The sequence below is a fragment of the Rhizobium sp. 10PS4 genome (assembly GCF_032464805.1).
Taxonomy (GTDB): domain Bacteria; phylum Pseudomonadota; class Alphaproteobacteria; order Rhizobiales; family Rhizobiaceae; genus Rhizobium; species Rhizobium laguerreae.
In genome coordinates this window covers 65,302-89,657 of record NZ_JAWDIW010000010.1, presented here as the reverse complement: position 1 = coordinate 89,657, position 24,356 = coordinate 65,302, and the positions used below count along the sequence as shown (strand labels likewise).

At 58.8% G+C, this 24,356-nt stretch carries 15 protein-coding genes; 8 read left to right on the top strand and 7 right to left on the bottom strand.

Annotation, left to right across the window (positions count from 1 at the left end; translation table 11 throughout):
* The first annotated feature begins 105 nt into the window (after window positions 1–105).
* Window positions 106–2,217 carry an integrase gene (locus RWJ89_RS19750; RefSeq protein WP_316031306.1) on the top strand — a complete coding sequence of 704 codons (2,112 nt, stop codon included), beginning with the start codon at window positions 106–108 and terminating at the stop codon, window positions 2,215–2,217.
* Between the two features lie 21 nt (window positions 2,218–2,238).
* Here RWJ89_RS19750 and RWJ89_RS19745 read toward each other — a convergent pair whose 3' ends face one another.
* The 5 genes from RWJ89_RS19745 to RWJ89_RS19725 all read right to left on the bottom strand — a co-directional run bounded on the left by RWJ89_RS19745 (window position 2,239) and on the right by RWJ89_RS19725 (window position 8,758).
* Window positions 2,239–4,572 (bottom strand): hypothetical protein, encoded by a 2,334-nt coding sequence (locus RWJ89_RS19745; RefSeq protein ID WP_316031305.1) that lies wholly within the window; start codon window positions 4,570–4,572, stop codon window positions 2,239–2,241.
* A 212-nt stretch (window positions 4,573–4,784) separates the two neighbouring features.
* A complete protein-coding gene (locus RWJ89_RS19740; protein ID WP_316031304.1) occupies window positions 4,785–5,099 on the bottom strand; it encodes a hypothetical protein in 315 nt (104 codons plus the stop codon).
* 412 nt (window positions 5,100–5,511) lie between these two features.
* Entirely contained in the window at window positions 5,512–6,441 is a 930-nt protein-coding gene (locus RWJ89_RS19735) for a DUF429 domain-containing protein (RefSeq protein WP_316031303.1), read from the bottom strand.
* A 26-nt stretch (window positions 6,442–6,467) separates the two neighbouring features.
* The gene (locus RWJ89_RS19730) at window positions 6,468–7,283 is read right to left on the bottom strand and encodes an ATP-dependent Zn protease (protein WP_316031302.1); all 816 of its coding nucleotides are present in this window, start codon (window positions 7,281–7,283) and stop codon (window positions 6,468–6,470) included.
* Window positions 7,280–8,758 carry an AAA family ATPase gene (locus RWJ89_RS19725; RefSeq protein ID WP_316031301.1) on the bottom strand — a complete coding sequence of 493 codons (1,479 nt, stop codon included), beginning with the start codon at window positions 8,756–8,758 and terminating at the stop codon, window positions 7,280–7,282. The genes RWJ89_RS19730 and RWJ89_RS19725 overlap by 4 nt, the downstream gene beginning before the upstream one ends.
* A 183-nt stretch (window positions 8,759–8,941) precedes the next feature.
* Between RWJ89_RS19725 and RWJ89_RS19720 the strand changes: the two genes are divergently transcribed.
* Window positions 8,942–9,205, top strand: a complete 264-nt coding sequence (locus tag RWJ89_RS19720) for a hypothetical protein (RefSeq protein WP_316031300.1) — start codon at window positions 8,942–8,944, stop codon at window positions 9,203–9,205.
* 426 nt (window positions 9,206–9,631) lie between these two features.
* On the opposite strand, the gene RWJ89_RS19715 is transcribed toward RWJ89_RS19720, so the two are convergent.
* Together RWJ89_RS19715 and RWJ89_RS19710 are read right to left on the bottom strand one after the other, a co-directional pair.
* Entirely contained in the window at window positions 9,632–10,858 is a 1,227-nt protein-coding gene (locus RWJ89_RS19715; RefSeq protein WP_316031299.1) for a hypothetical protein, read from the bottom strand.
* A 207-nt stretch (window positions 10,859–11,065) separates the two neighbouring features.
* The gene (locus tag RWJ89_RS19710) at window positions 11,066–12,337 is read right to left on the bottom strand and encodes a hypothetical protein (RefSeq protein WP_316031298.1); all 1,272 of its coding nucleotides are present in this window, start codon (window positions 12,335–12,337) and stop codon (window positions 11,066–11,068) included.
* Window positions 12,338–13,231: 894 nt separating this feature from the next.
* On the opposite strand from RWJ89_RS19710, the gene RWJ89_RS19705 reads away from it, so the two are divergent.
* From RWJ89_RS19705 to pglZ, 6 genes are all read left to right on the top strand, one after another.
* Window positions 13,232–13,501 (top strand): hypothetical protein, encoded by a 270-nt coding sequence (locus RWJ89_RS19705; RefSeq protein WP_316031297.1) that lies wholly within the window; start codon window positions 13,232–13,234, stop codon window positions 13,499–13,501.
* On the top strand, window positions 13,488–14,225 hold the full coding sequence (locus RWJ89_RS19700) for a DUF1819 family protein (protein WP_316031296.1): 738 nt from the start codon (window positions 13,488–13,490) through the stop codon (window positions 14,223–14,225). The genes RWJ89_RS19705 and RWJ89_RS19700 overlap by 14 nt, the downstream gene beginning before the upstream one ends.
* Window positions 14,226–14,386: 161 nt before the next feature.
* Complete coding sequence (locus tag RWJ89_RS19695) at window positions 14,387–14,824, top strand: DUF1788 domain-containing protein (protein WP_441005583.1); 438 nt, start codon at window positions 14,387–14,389, stop codon at window positions 14,822–14,824.
* Between the two features lie 3 nt (window positions 14,825–14,827).
* Window positions 14,828–18,352, top strand: coding sequence for a BREX system P-loop protein BrxC (brxC, locus tag RWJ89_RS19690; RefSeq protein ID WP_316031294.1), 3,525 nt, complete (start codon window positions 14,828–14,830; stop codon window positions 18,350–18,352).
* A complete protein-coding gene (gene pglX, locus RWJ89_RS19685; RefSeq protein ID WP_316031293.1) occupies window positions 18,352–21,861 on the top strand; it encodes a BREX-1 system adenine-specific DNA-methyltransferase PglX in 3,510 nt (1,169 codons plus the stop codon). Before brxC ends, pglX begins: the two co-directional genes overlap by 1 nt.
* Window positions 21,854–24,355 (top strand): BREX-1 system phosphatase PglZ type A, encoded by a 2,502-nt coding sequence (gene pglZ, locus RWJ89_RS19680; RefSeq protein ID WP_316031292.1) that lies wholly within the window; start codon window positions 21,854–21,856, stop codon window positions 24,353–24,355. The genes pglX and pglZ overlap by 8 nt, the downstream gene beginning before the upstream one ends.
* Window position 24,356: the final 1 nt, after the last annotated feature.

Genomic DNA, 24,356 nt, shown 5'->3' with positions numbered 1-24,356 from the left:
TGATTTCCAGTCGTGCCGGATATCGTTTTGGCATCATAGGCGACCTGATGCCCAGAACTGTAGCCCACAGGTGATGCCCACGCGACCCACGTCGCGGCGTCGCCGGTGGCAGGCAAGGGCAAACTCCTTATGGCGGTCCGACACGACGTCGAGAATCTCACCCGCCGCGGCAATATCTTCTATTGGCGTGCGCGCGTCCCAAGCGCCTTCGGGCAATGCCAACCCGGCAGCCGACTTTCACTGAGCCTTCACTGTTCGGATCATAAAAAGGCTCAGGTCATCGGTCGAAAACTCAACACGCTGCTGGCCGAGCTGAAGATGAATTTGAAGGAACCGATGTCCAAGGCGCAACTCCAAAAGCTTTGCGAACACGAACGCGACATGATGCTTGAGCATCTGGAAGACGTCTCGACGGCGGCGCGGCGCTACGGCCGTCCCGCCGACATCGCAGAGCTGGAAATGGATCTCGAAAATGGCTGGGCCTATCGTCTGATGGGGATGTTCGGGCTCCGCCACCACCTGTCGTTAAAGCCCGATTGCCCCGGCTTCGCTTATCTCCGGGGACAAGGGGTGCCCGCGTCCCATATGTTTGGGATCAACTCGAACTATCTCGAAATTCTACAAGAAGCGAACTCCCGCGGTTTTCAGGAGGGCATCCGAAGATTGATGTACCTCTTCGACATCAATCCGCACCCGCTCAATGAAGAAAAGGCTATGAAGGCCTATTTTACCGGCCGGGCAGAAGCGCTCTTCGACGTCGCTGAAAGGCATCCGCTCGCCGATCGCAACCTCAGCGAACTCACTGGCGGTTCGGCTTCGAGGTCACAACCTGTCGCCGCCGAAGGTCCACCCCTAAACACCCCGCCGCTTTCGGTAGTCGAGGCTCCTACCGATGACATCGTGGCGCACCCCACGCTCGAAGCTCCGCCGATCCTGACGCTTGATCTCACTCCTTTGCCGCAAGCCGTCGCCGCCAAGGAGCCGATTGAGGAAAAGACCCGACCCGTGATCCAAGTCGCGGACTTCGAGACCGAGTGCGACCAACTCGTCAAGAACATGAAGGACGCATGGGACGACAGCACGGCACGTGATGCCCACGCTCTGGTTCGCATGTTCAAGAGCGTGCTTGAAGAGTACGGAATCGAGCACAGCGGTCAGATCAGCCAATACCATCTTGGCAAGCTGCGCCAGCACTTCAACGACATTCCGGTACGCTGGGGACAGAGCGCCAAAATGAGGGCCATGTCGGCACCCGAGCTACGGGCCGCAGGGGAGAAGCTGCGCGAGCAGGCCGAGACGGAGGGCAAGGAGCCGGCCGTCGGCTTGAGCGCTGCAACCATCCGCAAGCACTTCGGAAACCTCAACCACTTCCTTAAGCATGTGCGCGGGCACGGTTTTGAACTCGACGATTGGAGCTTCGAGGGACTGAGGCCGAAAAAGCCCAAGCTTGGCGTTATTCGTGGGCAACAGCACAAACCGTCGCCGGAAGAAGTCAAACCAATCTTCTCCTCACCGATCTACACCGGCGCACTTAACCACCAGCGTGGCCGTGGCAAGCCGGGCCCGCACGTCTTCCACGATGCAGCCTACTTCCTGCCGATTTTGCTCACCTATCTCGGCGGACGCAGGAGAGAGTTCGCGGGCCTCGCTCTGGATGACATTGCGGAAGATGATCAGGGGCTGGTCCTCATGGTGAGGACGAACCAGTTTCGACGCCTGAAGAACGAGCAGTCGAACCGCGTGCTGCCTCTTCCTGAGGAGATGATCCGCCTGGGCTTTATGGACTACTGCATCGCACTCAAAGAGTTGGGATATGAGGCTGTGTTCCCGGACCTCATTTCAGACAAGACGATGAACGATCCTGGAGACCGATTCTACGACGTGCTACTCCCGATCATGAAACGGTACCTGGGAGAGAACCTGTGGGATCGCACTCTCCATGCTTTGCGACACGGCATGGCTGATACGCTGAAGCAAGCTGGCGTGTCTCCGGAAGTTATCGACGATATTTCCGGACGCCTCAGCGAGGGAAGTGAAACGAACACCCGCTACACGAACCCCGCAGGTCTGCCATTGATGCGGAATGCTCTCAGCAAATATCCAATCATCACCTCCGGCATTGAGGCAAAGCCTATCAAATTGCTGCCGTGGATCGAGGAGCGGCTGCCGCCGCCGTGGGCGCGCGAGGCCAAGAACGAGGCGAGACGCCGGAAATAATTTCCGGCGTCCCTCTATGACTTATGCGGCCTCCCAGACCTGATTGAGGATGCGGGCTGCTAGCGCTGCCTTGTCCTGGGGAAGGAAACGCCCGTAGTGCTTGGCAACCATGTCGGCTGTGTCTTGGATTGCGTAGCTCGCCTGCTCGTAAGAGCCGGTCTGCTTCAGGATGTGGGTCGCAAGAACGTCGCGCACGTTGTGGGGACCGTGCGGCAACAGACCCTTGATGGCCCCGCGTCCTGTGTACGGGTTATATATCCCGTATCGCTGGATCGTCAGACGCCATGCCTCGTAGAAGGTCGTAACGTCGTAGGCGGCATCCGTGCTGGTCGTCTTGACGGTCTTGACGAAGAACGTACCGGGATCGGCGGCGGAGCGTAGCAGCACAGACCGATGTCGTTCGACGTAGGCGTCTATATATTCGTAAAGATCCAGGAGGTCAGGAAGCACGAGACGAAACGGCTTGTCGCCAAAGAAAGACGAGTGCGCGTTTTTGAACGCGACCGCCGGGATGAATACCTCCCAACCGCCTTCTCTGTCTCTCCAGCGGATCTCGCCCCGCTTCATCTTTTCCAGAACACGCTCCGAACGCGGCATATGGCCTTTGGGGCAGAGCATAAGCTGGCGCAAATTCTTTTGCCGCAGTCCGAGATGCAAGCCTAGCCTCAGCATTAAAAATGCGCGAACGGCTTCCGCGGCAGGCCGAGGATAACGATGTTCATCCGGCATCAGGCGGATGATCTCTTCGGTGATCTTGCGGTACTCGCCGACAGGGCTCGCTGCCTCAAGGACCGGCATGATCGGCTCGAACGGATCCCGGTGGACACGGGCGATCCGCTGGATTTCCTTTACGCGATGAGCCGCATGCTTGTGGAAGTCGTCGCAGGCACCATGCCAATCCGCATGGGCATAGTCGATTTCATTTTGCGAAACGAGACCGGCGATCGGCTGGACCCGAGCGAGAAGTTCAGGATGCTGGCGAAGCCACCCGGTGTCTTCCTTGGTGATCGCCAGAGCAATTCGCAGCATGTCGACTTCCCAAGCCGTGTAGAAGCCGCGCCGCGTTTCGCGCCATTGCAGGTACCAGTCCCAGACGCCCGGAAAGAGCAACAGGCCGAAGGTCAGTTGACGCAGCGGCACGCCATTACCTCGGACCTCCCCATCCTTGGCTGCCGCAAGGGCGCCGAACATCAGCCCGAGATGCTCGATCTTCTGAGAGGCCGTCTCCTCGCCCCAGACACCGTTTCGCTGGAAACCGACCGACGTCAGAGCCGACGTCTTGAAGCGCACCAGGTCGGCCATTTCCATGGCTAGTGCCGGCGGCGCCTCGATGACACCCGACAGCAGGTCGGGATCTTCCATCCAGGTTTCCTCATAGTTGGCGGGAACCAGAATCTTTCCATCCCGCGGCGCCCGGCCGCCATAGGATACGCCTGGAAAGCGGATTGCATATCGCTGCTTGGCGGCTGCCGCCTGAAACTTCCTGTAGTCGGTCGGGCCGCTGATGATAACCCGCCGAACCCAGTCGACGATCTCTTCGCGCTTGTGAAACGGCAGAGCGTTGAAATCCTCCGGCAGATGCCATGCGATCCGGCGCCGCTCCGAGGGTTCGATCCCGGACAGGTTGAAACCCGAAGCGGATCGAGACGGGTGCGGAAGCTTTGCCTTGAAGTAGCCGTCCGGTAGCCGATAGCGCCGCTCAATGCGGGATAGCACGTGGAAACTCTCGGTGCTGCGCGGCACACGGCGGCCTTCGATCCAGCTCAAAAGCGTATTCTTGTCCGTCAGATCGTCAGTGCCGATGATGCCGCGATAAAGCGTCCAGTAAGTTTCTCCGTGGCGCCGAAGATGCAATTGCAGTGCCTCCGCGAAGTCCGCCGGATCCTCCCAGACTTTGAACAGGGCTTCGGGAAACTCGACGTTGACGCGCGCCGACGTCACGCCGGCAGGCTTCGGCTTTGATGGCGGCTCCGGCACTTGCGGCGCCACTCGAGTAACCGCTGGCGCCGCCGCCCTCGCCCTCGACGTCTTCGCGGGTTTACGCACTTCAGGTTTCGCGGCAGCGGGAGCGAGGCGAGTATCCCGGATCCATCGAGCGATCGCATCGAGGGCAGGATCGATCCGGCGCGCGTACGCGGCGAGTTCCTTGGCATCGATGCCTGACGCCGCTGCAACGACGTCCCAGTCGGTCTTGCCGTTCATTCGAGGCGCTGACCGCCTCGCCTGAATGAGGGAGTACAGGTAGTCACTCAGTCGACGTAGCTCATCGACGCTCAGCACCGGCGCGAGGCGAAGCTGGCAAAAGGCCTTGATCTTGCCTTGAAAAGTTTTCGCAGAAAATTCGTTCATTTCCATTCACATAGCTGTTGTTACGTTTCCCGCGGATGCGGGGCACGGGGGCTATGTGATGGCGATTAATCTCTGGTAACCCACCGGGCATGAAAGCGGCGGATTCTGAAAAAATCGATTCCTCTGCAAACGGCGTTTCAAGAAGTAACGGGGGGAAACGAAGTCAATTATCAGAACGCCGTTTGCAAAAGCAGTCATCAGATGAAGCCGCCAAGAAATCATCTGGATCGGAGGTGCACCTTACGGCGGAAGGGTCGATCGTCGCGGGCGTAGCGTTCAACGAGATCGTCGAAGACCTCGTCCGCCGCTTGCTCATCAAAGCCCTGGTCGACCAGAAGCCCGATCACGGCGTCGGCTAGCTCTTCGATCCACTCGAATTGCCGCTGTTCGAGATAGCTGGTGATCGTCCAGACCAGGAGGGCTCGCGCAACGTCGTCGCGATCGGGGCGTCGTTCTGCCCGATGCCGGTCTCGGAGCCGCTGCTGCCGCGCCTTCTGCCTAGCCTTCCGCTCGTCGTCAGTCTGTCGTGCCATGTCTTCCTCCCCTCTTTTTTGGATGGCACTTCCATGGTCAGAGGACCGGCGGACCGGCGCAACCCGTTTGTCGCGGTAACGGAATCATTGTGTTTAGAATCGGCATTTCGGAGCATTGAATCGAATGAGCGCAATTTAACTCGCGTTGAGCGCACGTCGAAACGAATTACCGGCAAACCATCGGACCGAGGCTCAGCGAGCATCTGGCATGTGGCGACGTCGGCGGCCTCCCGCGAAAATTCGTGAATCGGAATATTGCGGCTTGGAATCGTTGGCCTGGGACTATCGAAACGTCAGTCGAGGTTTTGGAATCGTTCGCTCATAGGTCCGAATCGAAAGAGCGTAATTTGTTTCAGGTTGCCGGCAATTGATATCACGTCGTTTCAGTTTACGCGTGGCCGATCCGTTGATCTCATGGCCGCTGGCCGAGTATCCAACCTTCCCAGGTCGCGACGTCATCGTCGTCTGGCACTCCTTCACTGCGGCGCCGCTCGACGACGTCGATCATTCCGAACAGACCAACGACTGCATCGAACCGATCCTCACCAGTCTTGTCTATCCCAAACCCATCAGTGATCGCCGCCTCCAGCGCCGCTCCGCCGATGTGGGGGCGGTCGGCCAACCATCGGAGAAGATGGCCTCCAGCAGTACGGCGGCCAGCCTGCCGTCGCTTGCTCCACAGGGGGCGCCGCGGAATGCCAAGTTGGCTGTAGACATCTCCTGGATACGTTTCAGCAACAACAGTTGCTCCGGGCTTTGTGAGTTCAGCAAGGGTTCCGTCGAAAGGCCATAGAGCTAGCTCCGAAACGTTCGGGATAATGATCTCTCGCCAGCCGCTGATGGCTGCTTTTCCCACCTGATTGCCGCCGAGCGTCCAAAACAGTATGCAGGCATCGCCACGGTCCGCCGTCGCGCGCTCGCAACGGCGCAGAACCTCACGGCCGCTCCCGACTCCCAAGGCATCAAACAGGTGTCGACGCTGTGTCCCACCTGGCCGCATTGGATAGAAGGGACGATCGACGGCGATGTCGTTGCGATGTTCCGCGACGTCGAACCATCGCGCAAATCGCCCGGCGCCAAACGCTCGCAAGGCAGAGCGGAAGTTGGCAAGACCCAATGCTTTGCCATAAGCGGCCGGCAGGCCGATCGGGAAATCAAACCCCATCAGCAGCGCGGCGTCCGTTTCGGCACGGCTTCGAAGCCGAGGGATGATGTCCTTCGTTTCGCCGACAGGCTCTGGCACCGACAAGATCCATTTCGTCGCCTGTCGGATGGCGACGCACATCCACCGCTTTTTGCGGTCGATACTCCAATCGCAGTGAGCAATGACCGCCACAGACATCCTGACCTCCCATGTCCCCACAAGGTCTAGGAGGTGGAGGCTAGGATGTCCATCACAGCATCGCCATCAAGCGCCTGGGCGTCGAACAGCGCCCGGACCAGCCGGTCGAATGCCGCTCGGTGTTCGAAAATCACCTCGGTGGCCCTGGCCTGGGCAAACTCCAGACGCTGGTGAACCCGCTTAGCAAGATCGGCGTCTCGACTGAGGATCGCGGTCGGATCCTTGTGTTCGAGATACAGCAGCGGATAGCGACCGCCGAAACCAAGGGCCTGTTCCATATCGAGGGCGATCCGCGTGGCGCGGGCGAGATCGCTCTGCTCTGCGCCGCCGGAGCCTGCGGATACGATCTTCAGCACCATGAGTTCCGCTGCACGTCCGGCCATGAGCATGGCAAGCAGCCGCCCATACCATTCCACGGTATCGGGTGTGCCAGTCGCGAACGTCACAGCATTGTGGCCGCCGTCCTTGGCGTCGATCGTCAGACCCTTGATGGAGCCAAGACGTAAGGCGTGATGGACGACGGCATGGCCGGATTCATGGATCGCATAGCGCCACCGGACGTCGTAGGGAACAGGCGGCCGATGACCGCGAATACCCGTTTCGATATCGGCATAAGTCAGACGCCGCTGTTCACGGCGCGCCTTCAGCCTTGCCTCTCGTACGACCCGTTCGATGTCGGCGCCCGTCAGACCCATCGCCCGCGTCGCTAGACGTCGAAGCGCCTGAGCAATTGCCCCTTCCTCCTTCTGCACGTCCGGCCCCTCGATGTCGCGCTGATCGTCATCGTCAAGAACAATCTCCAGCTCGTCTGCGGGGCCACTGATCTGGCTAAACCTCGTCATGGCTGACCTCCGTCTTGAGTGTCCGATTTGGCGACGACGTCGAGATCGGCACCAAGATGATGTGCGAGGATGCCGGCGAGCGCCGGGATATCGGGGCGCGGGATGTCGATATGGGTTTCCAGCCTTCCCGACCTACGGATGGCCTCGTCGATTTCGTTCGGCCGGTTGGTCGCACCGAGGACGATGACGCCCTCGCTTTTCACCGCACCGTCGAGCAGCTCCAGGAGCTTGTTGACGCATGCATTCCAGTAGTCGGCATATTGCCGCGACGCAGAGACGCGCGTTCCGATACCGTCGATCTCGTCGATGAAAAGAATGCATGGCGCCTGGGCTCGTGCTTCGGCGAACGTGTTCGCCATCCGGTCAAGCACGGCGTTGAGGTATTCGCCCTGTAGCCAGGTCGAAACCGAGGTCACGACCAGCGGGATCCGAAGGCTGTTGCACATGGCGCGCGCAAACGTCGTCTTGCCCGTTCCCGGCGGTCCGGAGAGAAGAAGTTTGGTGCTCATGTCGGACCAGGCCAGATCGCCCGCGAGGTAATCAGCCAAATCCGTCTTAAGACCAAGCGCCCAATCTGTCGCTGCCCCGTAGCCACTCAGCGTCTCCACCAGCAGCGGCGGCCGGCCCTCTCCTGGCGTCTCACCATCTGCAGGCAAAGGCTGGATCACTTCGGCGCCGGTCGGCTGGGCTTTTGATCTGCGGTTGCCTGCCGAGGACGATGCGCTGTCGCCCTTGGCGCTGCGGTCTTGAGACGACTGCGTTGCCCGTTCACTGGGGCTTTGGGTAATCAGCCGCCGCGAGGAAGCCGTGTGACTTTTGTCCTTCTCGTTGTCCCGCTCTTCGCGATTATGGACCGCAAGCCCCACCAGCGCTTCAATACTGGACAGGATCGGTCGGCCGGGCCGGACGGCAATAGCGAGATCATCGAGCGTCAGGGCGCCCGCATCGATCACCGCGATAAGGCCGTCATGGCGCGACACAGCATCGCTACCATAGACCGCTTCCAGCAAGTCCGCGAGGAATGTGAGATTGATCCCTCCGCCGGTCAGCCGCACATCGCTCGTCAAATCAACTTGATCCGGAACGCCTTGATGGGTTTCAGCCACGGCAAGAACCGGCGAGCCCTGCGCCAAGGCCCATAGCAATTGAGCGCGCATGGCCGAACGGCTCGGGCGATAAGTCTGAGCGACCGGAATCTGCAGGAAGACACGTTTGGCTTGGCCTTCCACATACCTCCAGAGCTCGTCCACGAAGGTAAAATCGGCGGCCATGCCGACATACGGGCCGAACGGCAAGAAGGCCGTTTCTTCGACTAGGTGCGGCAATGCCCGCTCGAACCCTTCGACCGTCACCTGCACTGCGAAGACCCCGGCCGGTTGCCGAAGGAATGCGACCAGATCGCGCAACTCGACGCCGGATTCCTCCATGGCCGACGCGAGCAAAAGGACAGTCGCCATCGTTTTGATGCCAAGCACCTCACCAGCCTCGGCGACAACCCTGACAGCATAGGCGAGCGCGTCGTCGTCAGCGCCGTTCCTGGCCGGTAAGCGTCGCCTGAGCCGCGCCGGCCACACAGGCGCCGCCGACAACAGGGCGGGTCGGCCGCTCGCATCCTGCGGAGCGTCGATCAGGAAGGCAGCGAAACGATCGCGGACCCATTGCCGGTCCCGCTCAACCTCGCCCGCCAGATGGGAGGGATCGAAGGCCGGAACGTAGCGGCCGACGACAAGGCCGTCGATGATGGCGGTTGTCATCATCAGCAGACCGTTGCGGACAGCCAGCCGCCGGATCTCGCGGCGCTGAACATGGCGCAGACGCCGAAGCAGGAAAGAAGACAGACGATCCATCATTTTTCCTCCATGCTGCTTGCCGAAGAAGAGGAAACAACTTCCACAGGACCGACGCGCTGGGCAGTGGCATGACGGTCGCTAGAGACACCCCGATCGTGCCGCCTGTTTGCTTTCTCAGTGAGCCAATCGAGGACCAAGCGGCAAGCTGGATCCCCAGAACATGCGCAGCGGCCCAGCCGATCAAGGAGCATCGGCGGAACGGCTGCGGCGTCGGCATGCCCTTGCCGGGTGAAGGCGAGTGCGAGGCCGACGACCAGCGCCGGGTCATCTTGGCAAACGCGATAACGCCTGCCGGACAACGCAGCGCCAGTTCTGCCAGGACCGCGTAATTTGGGCGGCGATGATGAGGTGGGCAAGATTTCTGCGGACACGCAAGATCTCCTCGCCGGTCCAACTTTGGTCACCGGCATATTCACAGCATGAAGGGAACGGGGAAAGGCGGGCTGCAGGCATCGGCGCCGCAGCCATCACCTCAGCCAGAGCGAAGGGCGGACGCCTTCAGGCGTCGAGCAGACGCCGCGCAAAGCCGACGCGGATATGATGCGGAGGCCATGAGGGTGCGGCGTCATCTTCCGCTTCCGGGTCATCCCGATCGTCGTCGAAGGGATCGTCTTCGCCACAGTGGCATCCGGACGTATGCTCATCGCAGCACGCCGGATCATCATAGATCATGACGCGGCGGGTGGCGCGGAGGATTCCGAGACGCAGGGAAGGCGTCAAATTTGCAGACGCCGATGTCAGCGGCTGCATTGCCGCATCCGGAATACCGAGCGCGCGTCGCGCCTCGGCCTCCAGAAGCTGCTGCACGCGGCGCCCAAACCGGAGACGCAGTTCCGCCATGCAGATGGCCGCGCCATCGATCTCCAACAGGTCGTCGATCGCCGACAGTGCCCAGACGCCCGCCGCATGATCGCTCGGCCGGCTCGCCCCATCAATGATTGCAACGCCCACCGTCTCGACCATGAGCCGCTTCTGGGTCTTGTAGAGCCAGTCGGGCAGGATCATTGCCGAGGCCAACATTCTAAGCTTCAACTCTTCCAGCCTGCTAGTATCGCCGTAAGACGCGAGCGAGCGTTTCAGGTCCAGCACGAAGGCGGCGCGCTTCGCGCGGTTCACAAGGATCAGGTCCGGCGTGTAGCTGCCCTTGGCAGGCGCGTCGCAATCGAGCCGCACGCCCTCAAGATGATGCCAGTCATTGCCGGCAACCGCTTCGATCGCCGCCTTCACCAGTGGCAACTTGATCGACTGCATCAAAACCACGAGGTCTGGATTGGCCTTCGCCAGCCTCTCGACGGCCTGCTCCAGAAGCTTGCCTTCGCGGAAGCTGACCGCCCGCACCAGTGAGGCGACGTTAACGTAGTGCCCAAGAATCTCGTCCTCGACCGGCTCGCCTTCGGCAATAGCGGCGATTGCCTTGTCGATCAAGACGTCGAAGTCCGCCTCGATGTCGGGGTAGCGCACCAGGTGCGCATGACGGCGCAGCGCCGACGGCGTAGAGTGAACAGCGAGGCGCTCAGCAAAGTGCCGGCGCGGAGACGATGCCGTCGATTGGTTGACGGTGGAAGAAGCCGCGCACGCGGCGCGCAGAACTTCCCCCGCAGTGGACGAAGAGTGTAGGTTGGTCAAAGCCCGATTCCTTCTAACGTAAGGCTTGAGGGTCAGGCCCTTGGTAGCGTTGGCGCGCTGCCTTGGGCCGCTTGCTCCGATCACCTCGGAGCCGCCCATACCTGACAGGACCGGAACCAGATCTCAAGGACCCCTCAGGCAAAAAGAGAACGGATCCCGAACGCGGTTAACGAGGGACCTACACGCGAATTCCACCGGCTGCACGGTGGTCAACAGCCCGCAAACGGCCTGCGATCTTCCGGGTGAACCGGACGCCGACCACGACGCTGGAATCAAGAAAGGGGGCCAAAACCCCCTTTCTTATGTTCAGTCCGCCGAGACCTCGGCGGGTTTCGGCTTCAGCAAAGCCGGCTTCCTCAGCCCCGACCGTACTTCAGTGGAGACCATCGAGATGACATTGGAGGCGTCAGCGTCAGCTTTCCTTGCCGAAACCGGACGCGCCAGGAACGCTGGCGGCTGGTAATCATCGACGGAAGCGTCCTCGTCATCCGCAGGATCAAGGCTTGGCGCCTCGATCCGCACAACGCCGCCGAGCGCCTCCAGGCCAGTTCGCATCACCGCGTCCGCCACTGGCCGAGCACCAGCATTCGCCAGCGGCCATTCAGGCTGCTTCGTCCGGGACGCTGCCCAGTCGAGCAGCGGAAGTACCTCGTGGCTCAACCAAACCTCGAGACCCTTGGCCTCGGGCCATTCCTCTCGCTTGCCGAGATGGTCCAAAGTCGCGAAGACTTTGTACCAGTGGCTTGCGGCAGGAAGTTCACTCTCCGAGAGCTTGCGGACATCGACGTCACCGGGCGCATCCAGAAGCAAAACATTGCCCAGGCTGCGTTTCGCCGATCGAGCCAAAGGCTCGAGCACCGGGATGAGGGTCGCTTTCTGCAGACGCTTGCCCTTAGGCTTGCTCTCCAGAATTTTGATCACCGCTGCGGCAAGAGCAGCAGCACTCTCAACGAAGGCGGCGATGCCGGTTTTCGTCTTGAGGTCGATCATCGCTCGCAGACCGGAGAGACCACCGATATCGGCAAGTTCATCGCCGGAACTATTTTCAGAGGCCATCTCAGTGCCGTCCGCAAGCAAGGTCTTCACCTCGCTGACACGGATGCCGTCATGCTCCTCAGCAAAAGACAAGGCAGCCTCGACCTTTTCCTCTGGCGCCGACGCCAGATGAAAAAGAACCGTCGGACTGATGGCAAGTTCGACTGCTCGGTCTCGGTAGTTCGAGAGGTTTCGAGCAACTGCCCGGTAGTTTCGGGCCGTTTTCGAGGAGATGTCGCATCGCTGCGATACCCATTTCTCGAAGGTGCCCGGCTCTACGTGCTCGGACGCCTGCTCCAGAAGCGCACCAAGTTCGAAAGCCTGTCCCGTGGAACGGCGCCCCAGGGCCTGGATGCCAATGGCTGCGGCTTCCAACGCCTTCATGCTCTGCGCGCCGATGTCGAGCGCATCGTAGTCAAAGCGGGCGATCGCCCGTTTTGTTGTCTTGTTCGTCATGTCAAAGATCCTTGCAGGTTGCAAAAGTACCAACCGCATTTGCGCGATTGATATACGTATTATCTCACTACGCGAAAGCAATAACAATGTTTACTGCAGGTTGTCACTGAATTATAATCTTCCGAAATCAAATATTTACTTCGTAAACTGCTTGGTATTTCTTAATCTGCACATCTCAAAATTATTTTTTACATAGGATCACTCAAGTATCATTTCTGCATTCTACGGTTGCATCTCACTCAATAAACGTACCCATTTTCGAGAGCCCGCGGACCTGGTACCAGATCAGCAGATTCATAAAACCTGAAGCTATGTCAAAGGCAGTGCTGAGAACGAAACTCGATCCGACCTACGACGACCTTCCGGAGCAGCGGTATCAATTCCCGCGCACCTATCTGCGGCAGGTCGATGCGGCCCGTGGGGACTGGATCGTCTACTACGAACGTCGGCGTCCGAGCGGCGACTTGATGAAGACCGGCGGCCGGCCGGCGTATTTCGCAACCGCTCGAATTGTCGACATCATTCCGGATCCATCGGAGCCTGACGCGTTGATTGAGGACTTCAGGCCTTTCGGGCATGCCGTTCCTATTCAAAGACACGGACGACTATTATGAGGGCGGCCTGCGCAAGGAGGACGGCTCAACGAACAAAGGCGCATTCGGCCGCGCTGTTTAAACGTCCCTGACGCCGAGAATGGCCTGATCCTTACATGCCTTCCTCGCGCACGTCCTCAGAAGACGAGGCCGCGAACTGCCGGCGCCGGTTCCGGATCTGGCCAACGAACCGTGCATCGGACTTTGGCGACAATCTGAAGACGCCATACGGGACTGACGGTATCGTCGCGAGCAGGTGTTCGAGGGGTAAACGGGCGGAAATGATTTCCGACAACGGAACCTCGTATTAACGCATCCGTGGACAGTAATTTTCTTCGCCTTGCAATCTTTCGACGAGTAATGAATGTATCTCTGCCGGGGGATACGAATGCCTAAATCATGGATAGTTCGCGCTGAGCGCAAGGGACGATTGTTTGACGCTTTCAAAGAGATATTCGTTGAGGCCATCGGCTTGGCCGCACTCTGTGATCTTCCCGGAACGAAGACCATCGGCGCTCTTGCAAAGGTCCATATCCAGACCAACAGCCAATTCGTGGCTACTGGCCAGTTTCATCAATTTATTAACGAGATGAGTATTAGCCACGACATGGCCATAGGCATACAGCCTTACGCAAATGGCCAACATGCCACATCTTGAGCCCGTTATTGAAACCGTTGATCACCAATTGCATGCTACAGCGACGACTGATCATCAAACGGACCCTGACGCAGGACTTGATGAACTGCAGGAGCATCCCATCGTGACAACTGAGAACGATCAACATTACAAAATGTCCTTCGTCGTTGGCGGATTGTTTCTCAACGAAAGCATCGACGTCGTAAACCTTCATAGGACGTCTGCGAACTGGAACCAAACGCGACAAATGGCGCTTGGCGAGAGCATCACATCTTTGCCGAAAGTAGCCTCTCGGCGTCGGACCCTTCGTGAAATTGCGAGTAGGCTCTCCAAGCTGAATGATGCGGAGCTGCGGTTTTTCGGTGAGACGAGAGATCGCACCGATCAACAGGCTTTGCTCTGGCTGGCAGTATGTCGCGAATATCGTATCGTGCATGAATTTGCGACTGAGGTTGTGCGGGAGCGCTTCCTGTCTCTTCAAACTGACTTGTCAGTCGAGAGCTTTGACACTTTCTTCGCTCACAAAGCAGAGTGGAATGACGAGCTAGCGAGCATCAGCGCAACGACACGATCAAAGCTGCGGCAGGTGCTTTTCCGGATCATGCGCGAGGCTGGCATCATCTCAAACGAGAACAAGATCCTGGCGACATACATCTCGCCGCAGCTCTACCGAATAATTGCAGAGCACAGCCCTTCAGATCTCCAGCTATTTCCGGGTTTGAAATCCGAAGGAAGCATCGCATGAACCTGCCGGCCACCCGCAAAGCGCGTTCTGAGCATCTCTTCAAAGTCATCACGAGCCCGCGATTCTTGACCAAACAGGGTCTCGGGAATGAGGTGCCCTTCTTCATCTACCCCTACGACGCCAAGGAAGGGCTTTCGATGGATGAGGACAGGCGCCAACTGGTGGCTCGGGTTGGCCACGCACGTGTGACCGTCCTGGACCTCAGCCTGTACGATCTGTCGCTCGGTATTTTGGAAGAGCGCGGGATCCTCGAGCAGGTACTCAACATCGAATCAGAGACGGATAAAATTGAGCTTCGGGAGTTGCTTCAGTCGGTCTTGGACCCCCAAGCCAATCTGATCCCCAAGATTGGCGAGGCGATTTCATCGACGCCGCACGACGTCATTTTCCTGTCGGGCGTCGGTGAGGTGTATCCCTACATCCGGTCGCACAACGTTTTGAACAATCTGCAAAGCACGGCAAAGGACAAGCCGACGGTTCTTTTCTTTCCCGGAAGCTACACCCATTCGCTCGCGACCGGAGCGTCGCTGGATCTCTTCGGGTGCTTGCACGACGACAAATACTACAGAGCTTTCAATATCCTGAATTACGAGGTCTGATCCATGACGATCGCGATGCGTGACATATTCGAAAAACCTGTCGATCGTTCCATCGATGGCGTCATCAAGGCGGATGATGAGGCAAGCCTGCGGGTGGAGTTGGACGAGTACGTCATCACCGGAGAAATCGGGCTTAGGTTGGGTCAGTTACTGGAGGCCTACAACAACTACAGCACTGCAAACGGCGTCTGGATTTCCGGCTTTTTCGGCTCCGGCAAGTCGCATCTTCTCAAGATGCTCGCCTTGCTGCTGGAAAACCGTGAGGTTGATGGCATCAAGGCCTTCGATATTTTTGCGCAGAAAGATGAATTGAAGAACGATCCGATGCTGGCCGGCGCTTTGCGCAAGGCCGTTTCGATCCCGTCCAAATCGATCCTTTTCAACATCGACCAGAAGGCCGACGTCATCTCAAAGACGGACGTCGATGCGCTGCTGGCTGTGTTCCAGAAAGTGTTCGATGAAATGTGCGGCTATTACGGCAAGCAGCCGCACATCGCCCAGTTCGAGCGGCAACTGGATGAGCGCGGGCAACTCGACAACTTCAAGACGGCCTTCCTGGAACTGTCCGGCAAGCCCTGGGAAACCCGCGGCAGAGAAGAGGCTCTGCTGGAAGCACGCAACATCGCCGCAGCCTTCGCTCGCGCTACCGGAACGGATGCCGCGGATGCAAAGGATATCCTCACGCAGTATCGTAAGGATACGCGGGTCTCGATCGAGGATTTTGCCAACACGGTGAAGGCCTGGATCGACCGGCAGGTGCCCAAGTTTCGGCTGAACTTCTTTGTCGATGAGGTTGGTCAGTACATCGCTGACAACGTCAAGCTGATGACCAACCTGCAGACCATTGCCGAAAGCCTGAACACCAAGTGCAAGGGACAGGCGTGGATCATCGTTACAGCGCAGCAGGCCCTCACAGATGTCGTGGGCGACATGACGGCGCGCCAGGAGAACGACTTCTCCAAAATTCAGGCCCGCTTTTCCAATCGCATGCCGCTGAACTCTGCTGATGTGGCTGAGGTCATCCAGAAACGTCTGCTGGCGAAAACCGATGCTGCTGAAATCACGCTGGGCAATCTGCACGACAAGGAAGTGAGCAATCTGCGAACCCTGTTCGATTTTGCCGATGGTTCGATCCCGCTGAAAAACTATCGCGATCGAAACCATTTCATCGCCAGCTACCCCTTCCCACCGTACCAGTACACGCTCTTCCAGATGGCGATCACCTCGCTTTCGGAGCACAACGCTTTTGAAGGCAAGCACAGTTCTGTTGGGGAACGGTCCATGCTGGCCGTGTTTCAGGAGGTCGCCAAGGCTCTGAAAGATATGCCGGTCGGCGGCCTCGCGACCTTCGATCGCATGTTCGACGGCATACAATCGGTACTGAAGTCCTCCGTCCAGCAATCCATCCATATTGCGAAAGACAATCTCGATGACCCCTATGCCTTTCGTGTTCTAAAGGCGCTGTTCCTCGTCAAATACGTCAAGGGCTTCAGGGCGACCGTCAGGAATATCAGCATCCTGCTGCTATCGGAGTTTGATGTAGACCAAGGCGAACAGCGCCGCAGGATCGAGGAGGCCTTGGCTCGCCTCGAGCGGGAAACTTACATCCAGCGCAATGGCGATGTTTATGAGTTTCTCACCAATGAGGAGAAGGACGTCGAGGCGGAGATCAAGGCGCTTGACGTCGACCCGGCGGAAAGCACCAAGGCGCTGGAAGATCTCGCCTTCGACACCATCCTCCGTCACCGCAAGATCAAGCATCTGACGACGGGCTACGAATATGCCTTCAGCCGGAAGCTCGACGACCATCTCTTGGGCCGCGAATATGAGCTGTCCATCAATATCATCAGCCCGGTCGGAGATGATATCGCAGTCCCGGAGACCGTCCGCATGCGCAACCTCGGTCGCGAGGAGCTGGCTGTCGTCCTGCAGCCAGACGTCCGGTTCGTTCGCGACCTGCGGCTGTTCCGGCAAACCGACAAGTACATCCGGCAGGCTCGTACCGGCTCACCGCAGCCGGGACGCGACCGCATCATTCAGGAAAAGGGCGATCAAAACGCCCGCCGTGCGAAGGATCTGGAAGCCCGGCTTCGAAAACTGATCGCGGACGCACGTCTCTTCGTGCGCGGCGATGAGCTTGATATTAGCGGAGACGAGCCGCAGGAGCGCATCGTCAAGGCATTCCAGTCTCTCGTTGACAAGGTCTATGTCAACCTGCCGATGCTGCGGGGCGTGACCTACCAAGAGGCAGATATTGCCAAGGCGGCAAGCCTTGCGAATGACCTTCTCGGCGATACGGGCCTGAAGGAGGAGGAGCAGGAGGTCCTGAACCATATCCGGGGGCAGGCCCGCAACGGAGTGAAGGTGTCAGTCAAGTATCTGACGGAGCGGTTCGGCGCCAAGCCCTATGGCTGGCCGACGGTCGCCACCCTTTGTCTCACCGCAAGCCTGGTGGCCAAGGGCAAGTGCGAAGCCCGGTCGGATGGCGCGCCGCTGGAGGGCGCCGGGCTGGCGCGTGCGTTGAACAACAGCCATGTGCTGGGCAACATATTGCTCACGCCGCAAGTGGAGTTTCTCCCCTCCCAGATCCGGGCTGCCAAGGATCTGTACCGGGAACTGTTCGGCCAGCCGGCGGATGGCTCGGATGCGCGGGTACTTGGCGGCGAGTGGGCAGATAGCGCACGCAAGCTGGCGGACGAGCTCAATCGGTTGCTGTCTCACAAACGAAACTATCCCTTCCTGGTAGGGCTTGAATCGCTGCGGGATCGGATCGCCGACATGACGGGCAAGCCCCCGGCCTGGTACATCACCGAGCCGGTGAAACAGGAAGACACGCTGCTGAATGCCAAGGAGGACATCCTCGACAAGATCCGCAGCTTCATGGCGGGTGCCCAGAAGGAGATCTACGATGACGTCCGGGATTTCCTTCAGTCACAGGAAGCCAATATCGGCTATGTCGATCCTGGTGCCGGGGAAAGGCTGCGCGCAGCGCTGCACGACCCCGAATGCTACAAGGGCAATGCCGTCCAGTCGCTCAAGGCAGACCTCTACGCCCTGAAGGACAAGGTGGAGCTGGACGTCCTAAAGGAGCGCAAGGCGGTCATCGCGGCGGTGGATGAATGCGCCGAAAAGATCGCTTGGACGACTGAGTTTCAGGCACTGGATACTGAGCATCAGGAGAAGATCCGGCGCAGCATTGAAACCCATAAGACGGGTGTCGAAGCGGTCAGCATGATCCCGATTCTGCGGGACAGGGCGAATGGTGCGCGCACAGGCCTGATGCAGCAGATCCTGGCGGATATTGCCCGGCTTGCTCCTCCCCCTGCAGCCCCCAAACCCACAACGACGGGCATGTCCGAGCGGCCAGCGCCAGTCTTCAAGCCGCCAATCTATATCAACGCTTCGCAAATCAAGGTGGCCTATCCCCGCACCTATCTCGCCGAAGCGGCGGATGTAGAGCAATACGTCAATGAACTGCGCAAGACCCTGCTGGCCGAGATTGCCGCAGGCAAGAAAGTGATCGTCTGATGGATACCAATGGCCTGAAGAAATTTGCGCAAAGCGCCCGCAATCTGCTGATCTATCAGGTCACCGCGAAGCTGACGGTGGTGCTGGATCCGGCCTCTGCGGCACGGCGCGAACAGCCGGCGGCGGTGAAGGCGTTGGAAGTCGCGATCCATGAGGCCAGCGAACGGCAGGTGATCGAACAGGTGGCCTATACGTGGTTCAACCGCTTCACGGCGCTGCGCTTCATGGATGTGAATGGCTATACCAATCCGCGCGTCGTCTCCCCCGCAGAAGGCGCCACGCGGCCGGAAATACTCGCTGAAGCCGTGGCTGGCAATCTGCCGGAAAAGGCGCCGCCCGCCATTGCCGCCCTGCTGGAAGGGCGCACCCCCTCGAACGATCCGCAGGCGGAAGCCTATCGGTTGTTGCTGGTGCATGCCTGCAATGCCTGGAATGGGGCCATGCCCTTCCTGTTCGAAAAGGTGGGCGATTATACCGAATTGCTGATGCCGGAGGATCTGCTGTCGCCCAGCTCCATCCTCGCCCGCCTGCGTGAGGCCATGGCGGAAGATGCCTGCGCCGATGTGGAAATCATCGGCTGGCTCTATCAGTTCTATATCTCGGAAAAGAAGGACCAAGTCTTTGCCGGGCTGAAGAAGAACATCAAGATCACGGCGGAAAACATACCCGCCGCAACGCAGCTCTTCACCCCGCACTGGATCGTCCGCTACCTTGTGGAAAACTCGCTGGGGCGGTTGTGGCTGCTCAACCGGCCCGACTCGAAGCTTGCCGCGCAGATGGATTATTACATCGCTCCGGAAGAGCCCGAAGCGGACTTTCTCAAGATCGGCAGGCCGGAAGAAATCAAGATCTGCGATCCGGCCTGCGGCTCCGGCCATATGCTGACCTATGCCTTCGACCTGCTGCACGCGATCTATGAGGAAGAAGGTTATGACCCCGCCGAGATCCCGGCCCTAATCCTGAAACACAATCTCACCGGCATCGAGATCGATGACCGCGCGGGCGCGCTGGCAGCGTTTGCGTTGGCCATGAAGGCGGCGGCGAAACTGGGCCGTCGCCGCTTCCTGCGCATGGAGGTGAAGCCGGATATCGTCGTGCTGCAAAGCATAGCCTTCACGCCTGTCGAACTGACGGATGTGGCCGCCGTGGTGGGCAGGGATCTGTTCACAGATGAGCTGCGCGAAACCCTGACACAGTTCGAACAGGCGAAGAATTTCGGGTCGTTGATCGCGCCGAAACTTTGCGACCCGGCTGAAACGCTACGGGTGGTGCAGGCTCGGGATTTTAGTTCCGACCTGCTCCTGAAAGAGGTGCAGGCACGTGTCGTGGCCGTGCTACGGATGGCCGACACGCTATCGCCGGTATACCATGTGGTGGTAGCCAATCCACCGTATATGGGTGGCAAGGGAATGAATAGTTTGCTCGGCGAGTTCATCAAAGAGCACTATTATGTCGGAAGGACAGACTTGTTTTCGGCCTTTGCCTTGAGGTGTCTCCTACTGTCCAAACCTCGTGGCGCACTTGGGTTTATGACCCCATTCACTTGGATGTTTTTGAGTTCTTTCGAGGGCCTTCGAGATGAGATCGTGTCTCGCACGAGGATCTTAACTCTCGTTCGACCCGAATATCATGCATTCTTCGACTCTGCCTTTGTCCCAATCTGCGCGTTCGTTTTATCCAATTTTGCGGATCCGGCCTCCGACGGCACCTACATCGACCTGTCTCAGTTCTATGGATCCGAGCAACAGCCAATACGAGCACTTGAGGCTATCAATGACCCAGAGTGCGATTGGAGGTATGCCGCATCCGGACACGATTTCGAGCAGATCCCCGGCAAGCCCATTGCGTATTGGCTTAGCGACGATGTGATCGACGCATTTCATAGCCTTCCGCCGTTGTCGACTGTGGCGCCTACAAAACAAGGATTGGCTACTGGAGAAAATGATCGGTTCCTTCGTTTCTGGCACGAGCCAGAAATCGGAAATGTATGCTTCGATTGTCGATCCTCTGAAGAAACACTTTCCCTCGCGCAGAAGTGGTATCCGTGCAACAAAGGAGGTGAATTCAGGAAATGGTATGGCAACAACACTTTTCTCGTGAACTGGCAAAACTCTGGCGCGGAGATTAAGAATTTTTTCGGCGACAACGGGAAGCTTCGATCGAGGCCGCAAAATGAGAATTACTATTTTCGCCCAGGGCTAACTTGGTCTGCGATTTCAAGTAGTAGTCTGTCGATGCGACTTTCACCACAGGGGGCGATGTTTGAAACCAAGGGGGCCATGTGCTTCCCTGCGGAACCTTCACTGAATGCGGTATTGTCTTTTTCGAATACCAAGGTTGTTAACCGCCTTCTCTTGGCCCTGTCCCCAACACTGGATTTCCACGAGGGTCCTGTTGGGCGCCTGCCCTACCGCTCGGGAAATGGCAGTGCCGAGTTCGCTGATCGCGCGATCAACATTGCTCGCTCGGACTGGGACGCCTACGAAACGTCCTGGGAATTTACCGCACTCCCGCTGCTCTTGCCCGATCACCAGGTTGAGATGCTGGAGGACAGCTACGCACGCATTCGCGCCCACTGGCAGTACATAACCGACGAGATGCAAAGGCTAGAGGAAGAAAATAACCGCATCTTCATTGACGCCTATGGTCTGCAGGATGAGTTGACGCCGGAAGTGCCGCTCGAGGAGATCACGCTGACCTGCAACCCTGCCTATCGCTATGGCGTGAAGGGCACAGCGGAAGAGCGGGAAGCGCGGCTGAAGGCAGACACCATGGCGGAGTTTATTTCCTATGCCGTGGGCTGCATGTTCGGGCGCTACAGCCTGGATGCGCCGGGGCTGATCCTCGCCAATCAGGGTGAGACACTCGCCGAGTATCTCGCCGCCCTGCAAGCGAAGGGCGTGGCGGAGCCGAGCTTTCTGCCGGATGCTGACAATGTGATCCCCGTGCTGGATGGCGACTGGTTCCCGGATGACATTGTGGACCGGTTCCGCAAGTTCCTGCGTGTGACCTTCGGCGAAGAGCACTTCCGCGAAAACCTTGCTTTCATCGAGGCGCAGATCGGCGATATCCGCAAATACTTCACCCGGACCTTCTATGAAGACCATCTGAAGCGCTACAAAAAGCGGCCGATCTACTGGATGCTCTCCAGCCCCAAGGGTACCTTCCAGGCGCTGATCTATATGCATCGCTACCGACCCGAGACGGTGTCCGTGCTGCTAAACGAATATCTGCGCGAGTTCACCCGCAAGCTGGAGGCCGAGCGTGCCCGGCTGGACAAGCTTTCCGACGATCCTTCCGCCAGCCAGTCGCAGAAGACGAAGGCGCTCAAGGACGCCGGGACCGTCGCCAGACAGATCGCCGAGCTCGAAGAATGGGAGCGCGATGTCATCTTCCCGCTGGCGCAGAAGAAGATCGAGATCGATCTGGATAAAGGTGTGAAACACAATTATCCGCTGCTCGGTGCGGCGCTGAGGCCCATCAAGGGGCTGGAGGCGGCGGATGAGTGATCGCATCGCCGCCAGCCTGCGGCGTCTCTTCGAAGAGCACCGGATCGTCTTCTGGTACGACGCCGACCGCGACATGCGGGCGGAATTCGACGCGCTCGATCTGTCGGGCGTGACCAAGCTGGACATCGCCAACGACGAATTCGGCCTGAAATATCGCATCCTGCGACAGGAGCCGGATGGCCGTTTCCTTCTGTTCAAGGACGGGCCTGAGCCGCCGATGCCGGAAAACTGGCTTCTCGATGTGCAACTGGCAACGACGGTGTTTAAGGCGGATCAGGCCGCCATCTGGGTTGCGGAGCTGGGCCTGCCCCTGCAGTTCGAAAATGTCGTCCGCGCGCATATCGGTTTCTTCGGCGCCAAGCCTCGTGTCGAGGTACTAAAAAAGCTGCTACACACGTCCGATACCCAGACCCAGATGCGCCTGAAAATGCTTGCCGTCTGCGCTGGCGCCGAGGGCGGCCTTGATACGGTGATCGAAGCTCTGCTGGGCGATCTTGCCGCCGGCAAGGACGACGGTCTGCGGCTGATCGAGCGCTCCGGCCTGACGGAGTTTTTCTGGACGCAGGTGGGCCAAGCCTTTGACTACAAACCGGGCGAGCCGGATTTCGAGGACTTCGCCATCTCCCTCTTCCAATCCGCCTATGCCCGCGTGCTGGGCGAGGATGGGGCGCTGAATGCCGAGGCACTACTTGTCTTCCGCCGCTGGAAGAACAACAGGCACTGGGCGGACCCCTTCGAGACGCTCTCTGCCCGCTATCAGGATCTACTGGCCATTCCCGCCGACTTGAAGAAGCGCGATTTCCGCACCTTCGTCACCATCGACCATTTCGAGGAAATCGACCGCGAAATCATCCGCCAGATCGTGCAGGCTCTTTCCGCGCAGGCTATTGGCGCGCCGGAGGTGCTAACCTGGGTGCGCGAACGGCGGCAGAGCCATTGGTATTCGAAATACGAGGATATCTATCAGGCCATCGGCTTTGCTACCGAGTTTCAGCAGGCACTGGCGGAAGCCCACCTTGGTATGACGAGTACTTCCGAGGGCGTGCAGCGCTATGTCAGCACCTGGTATCGGCTGGACCAGCTCTATCGCAAATTCATCTATCACATGCAAAAGAGCGGTCAGGCCCAACTGCTGGCGGATCTCTACGAGTCAGTCGAAAACCGCTACACCAACAGCTATGTGCTTGCCGTCAACGACGCCTGGCAGGATCAGGTCGCCCGACTGAATGACTGGAAGATCCCCGGCTACGCATCGCAGGCCGACTTCTACCGGGAACAGGCGGCAGAGTATCGCCGGAAAGACCAGAAAGTTGCGGTAATTATTTCCGATGCGCTGCGTTTTGAGGTCGCCGAGGAATGCCTTCGCCGGATCCGCGCGCTGGACCGTTTCGACGCAGATCTCAAGCCGATGATCAGCTCGCTGCCCAGCTACACCCAACTCGGCATGGCCGCACTCTTGCCGCACAACGGGCTGGCCATGGCTCAGGATGGCAGCGGCGATATTCTCTCCGGTGGTGAAAATACAAGAGGTCTGGCGGCACGGGAGAAGCTGCTGGGCGCCGGTCGCAACGGCGACACGGCCAAGGCGCTGAAATTCGAAGACGTGATGAACATGCGCGTCGATGAAGGAAAGGCGCTTTTCCGCGACAACCACATCATCTACATCTACCACAACCGCATCGACGCGATTGGTGACAAGATGCAGACGGAAGAGCTGCTGCCGGAAGCCGCCGAGGACGCCATCGAGGACCTGACCAAGCTGGTGCGCAAGCTGACATCCGCCAACTTCTCCAATATCCTGATCACCGCCGACCACGGCTTCCTCTATCAGCACCAAGCCCTCGACGAGAGCGACTTTGCCATCGCCGATCCGAAGGGGGAGGAGATCCTGTTCCGCAACCGTCGCTTCGTCATCGGCCGGAGGCTTTCTGCCACTGATGGAATGAAACACTTCACCACCGCCAATCTCGGCCTTTCCGGTGACCTGGATGTTCTGATTCCGAACTCGATTAACCGGATGCGGGTGAAAGGTGCCGGCAGCCGTTTCGTTCACGGCGGCGCCAGCCTGCAGGAGATCGTTATTCCCGTCATCCGGGTCGGCAAGCAGCGAGAGGCTGATGTCGGTCAGGTGGAGGTGCAGATCCTCGTGTCCGGCCGCAGCTTGATCTCTTCCGGTCAGACGGCCGTAACGCTGTATCAGGTGCAGCCTGTGTCGGAAAAAATGCGGCCGCGCGAGGTTCTGGCGGGTATCTATGCGAGCGACGGAACGCTGATTTCCGACGAATACACCCTTGTATTCGACTTCAGCTCCGACAATTCCCGTGAGCGAGAGATGCCGCGCAAGTTCCTGCTGTCACGGGAAGCTGATCGTTTCAACAATCAGGATGTCGTCCTGAAGCTGCGCGAGCGCGTCGGCAAAACACGCCTTTATCAGGATTATGCCACCCACCGCTTTCAGTTGCGTCGCGGCATAACCACTGACTTTGATTTCTGAG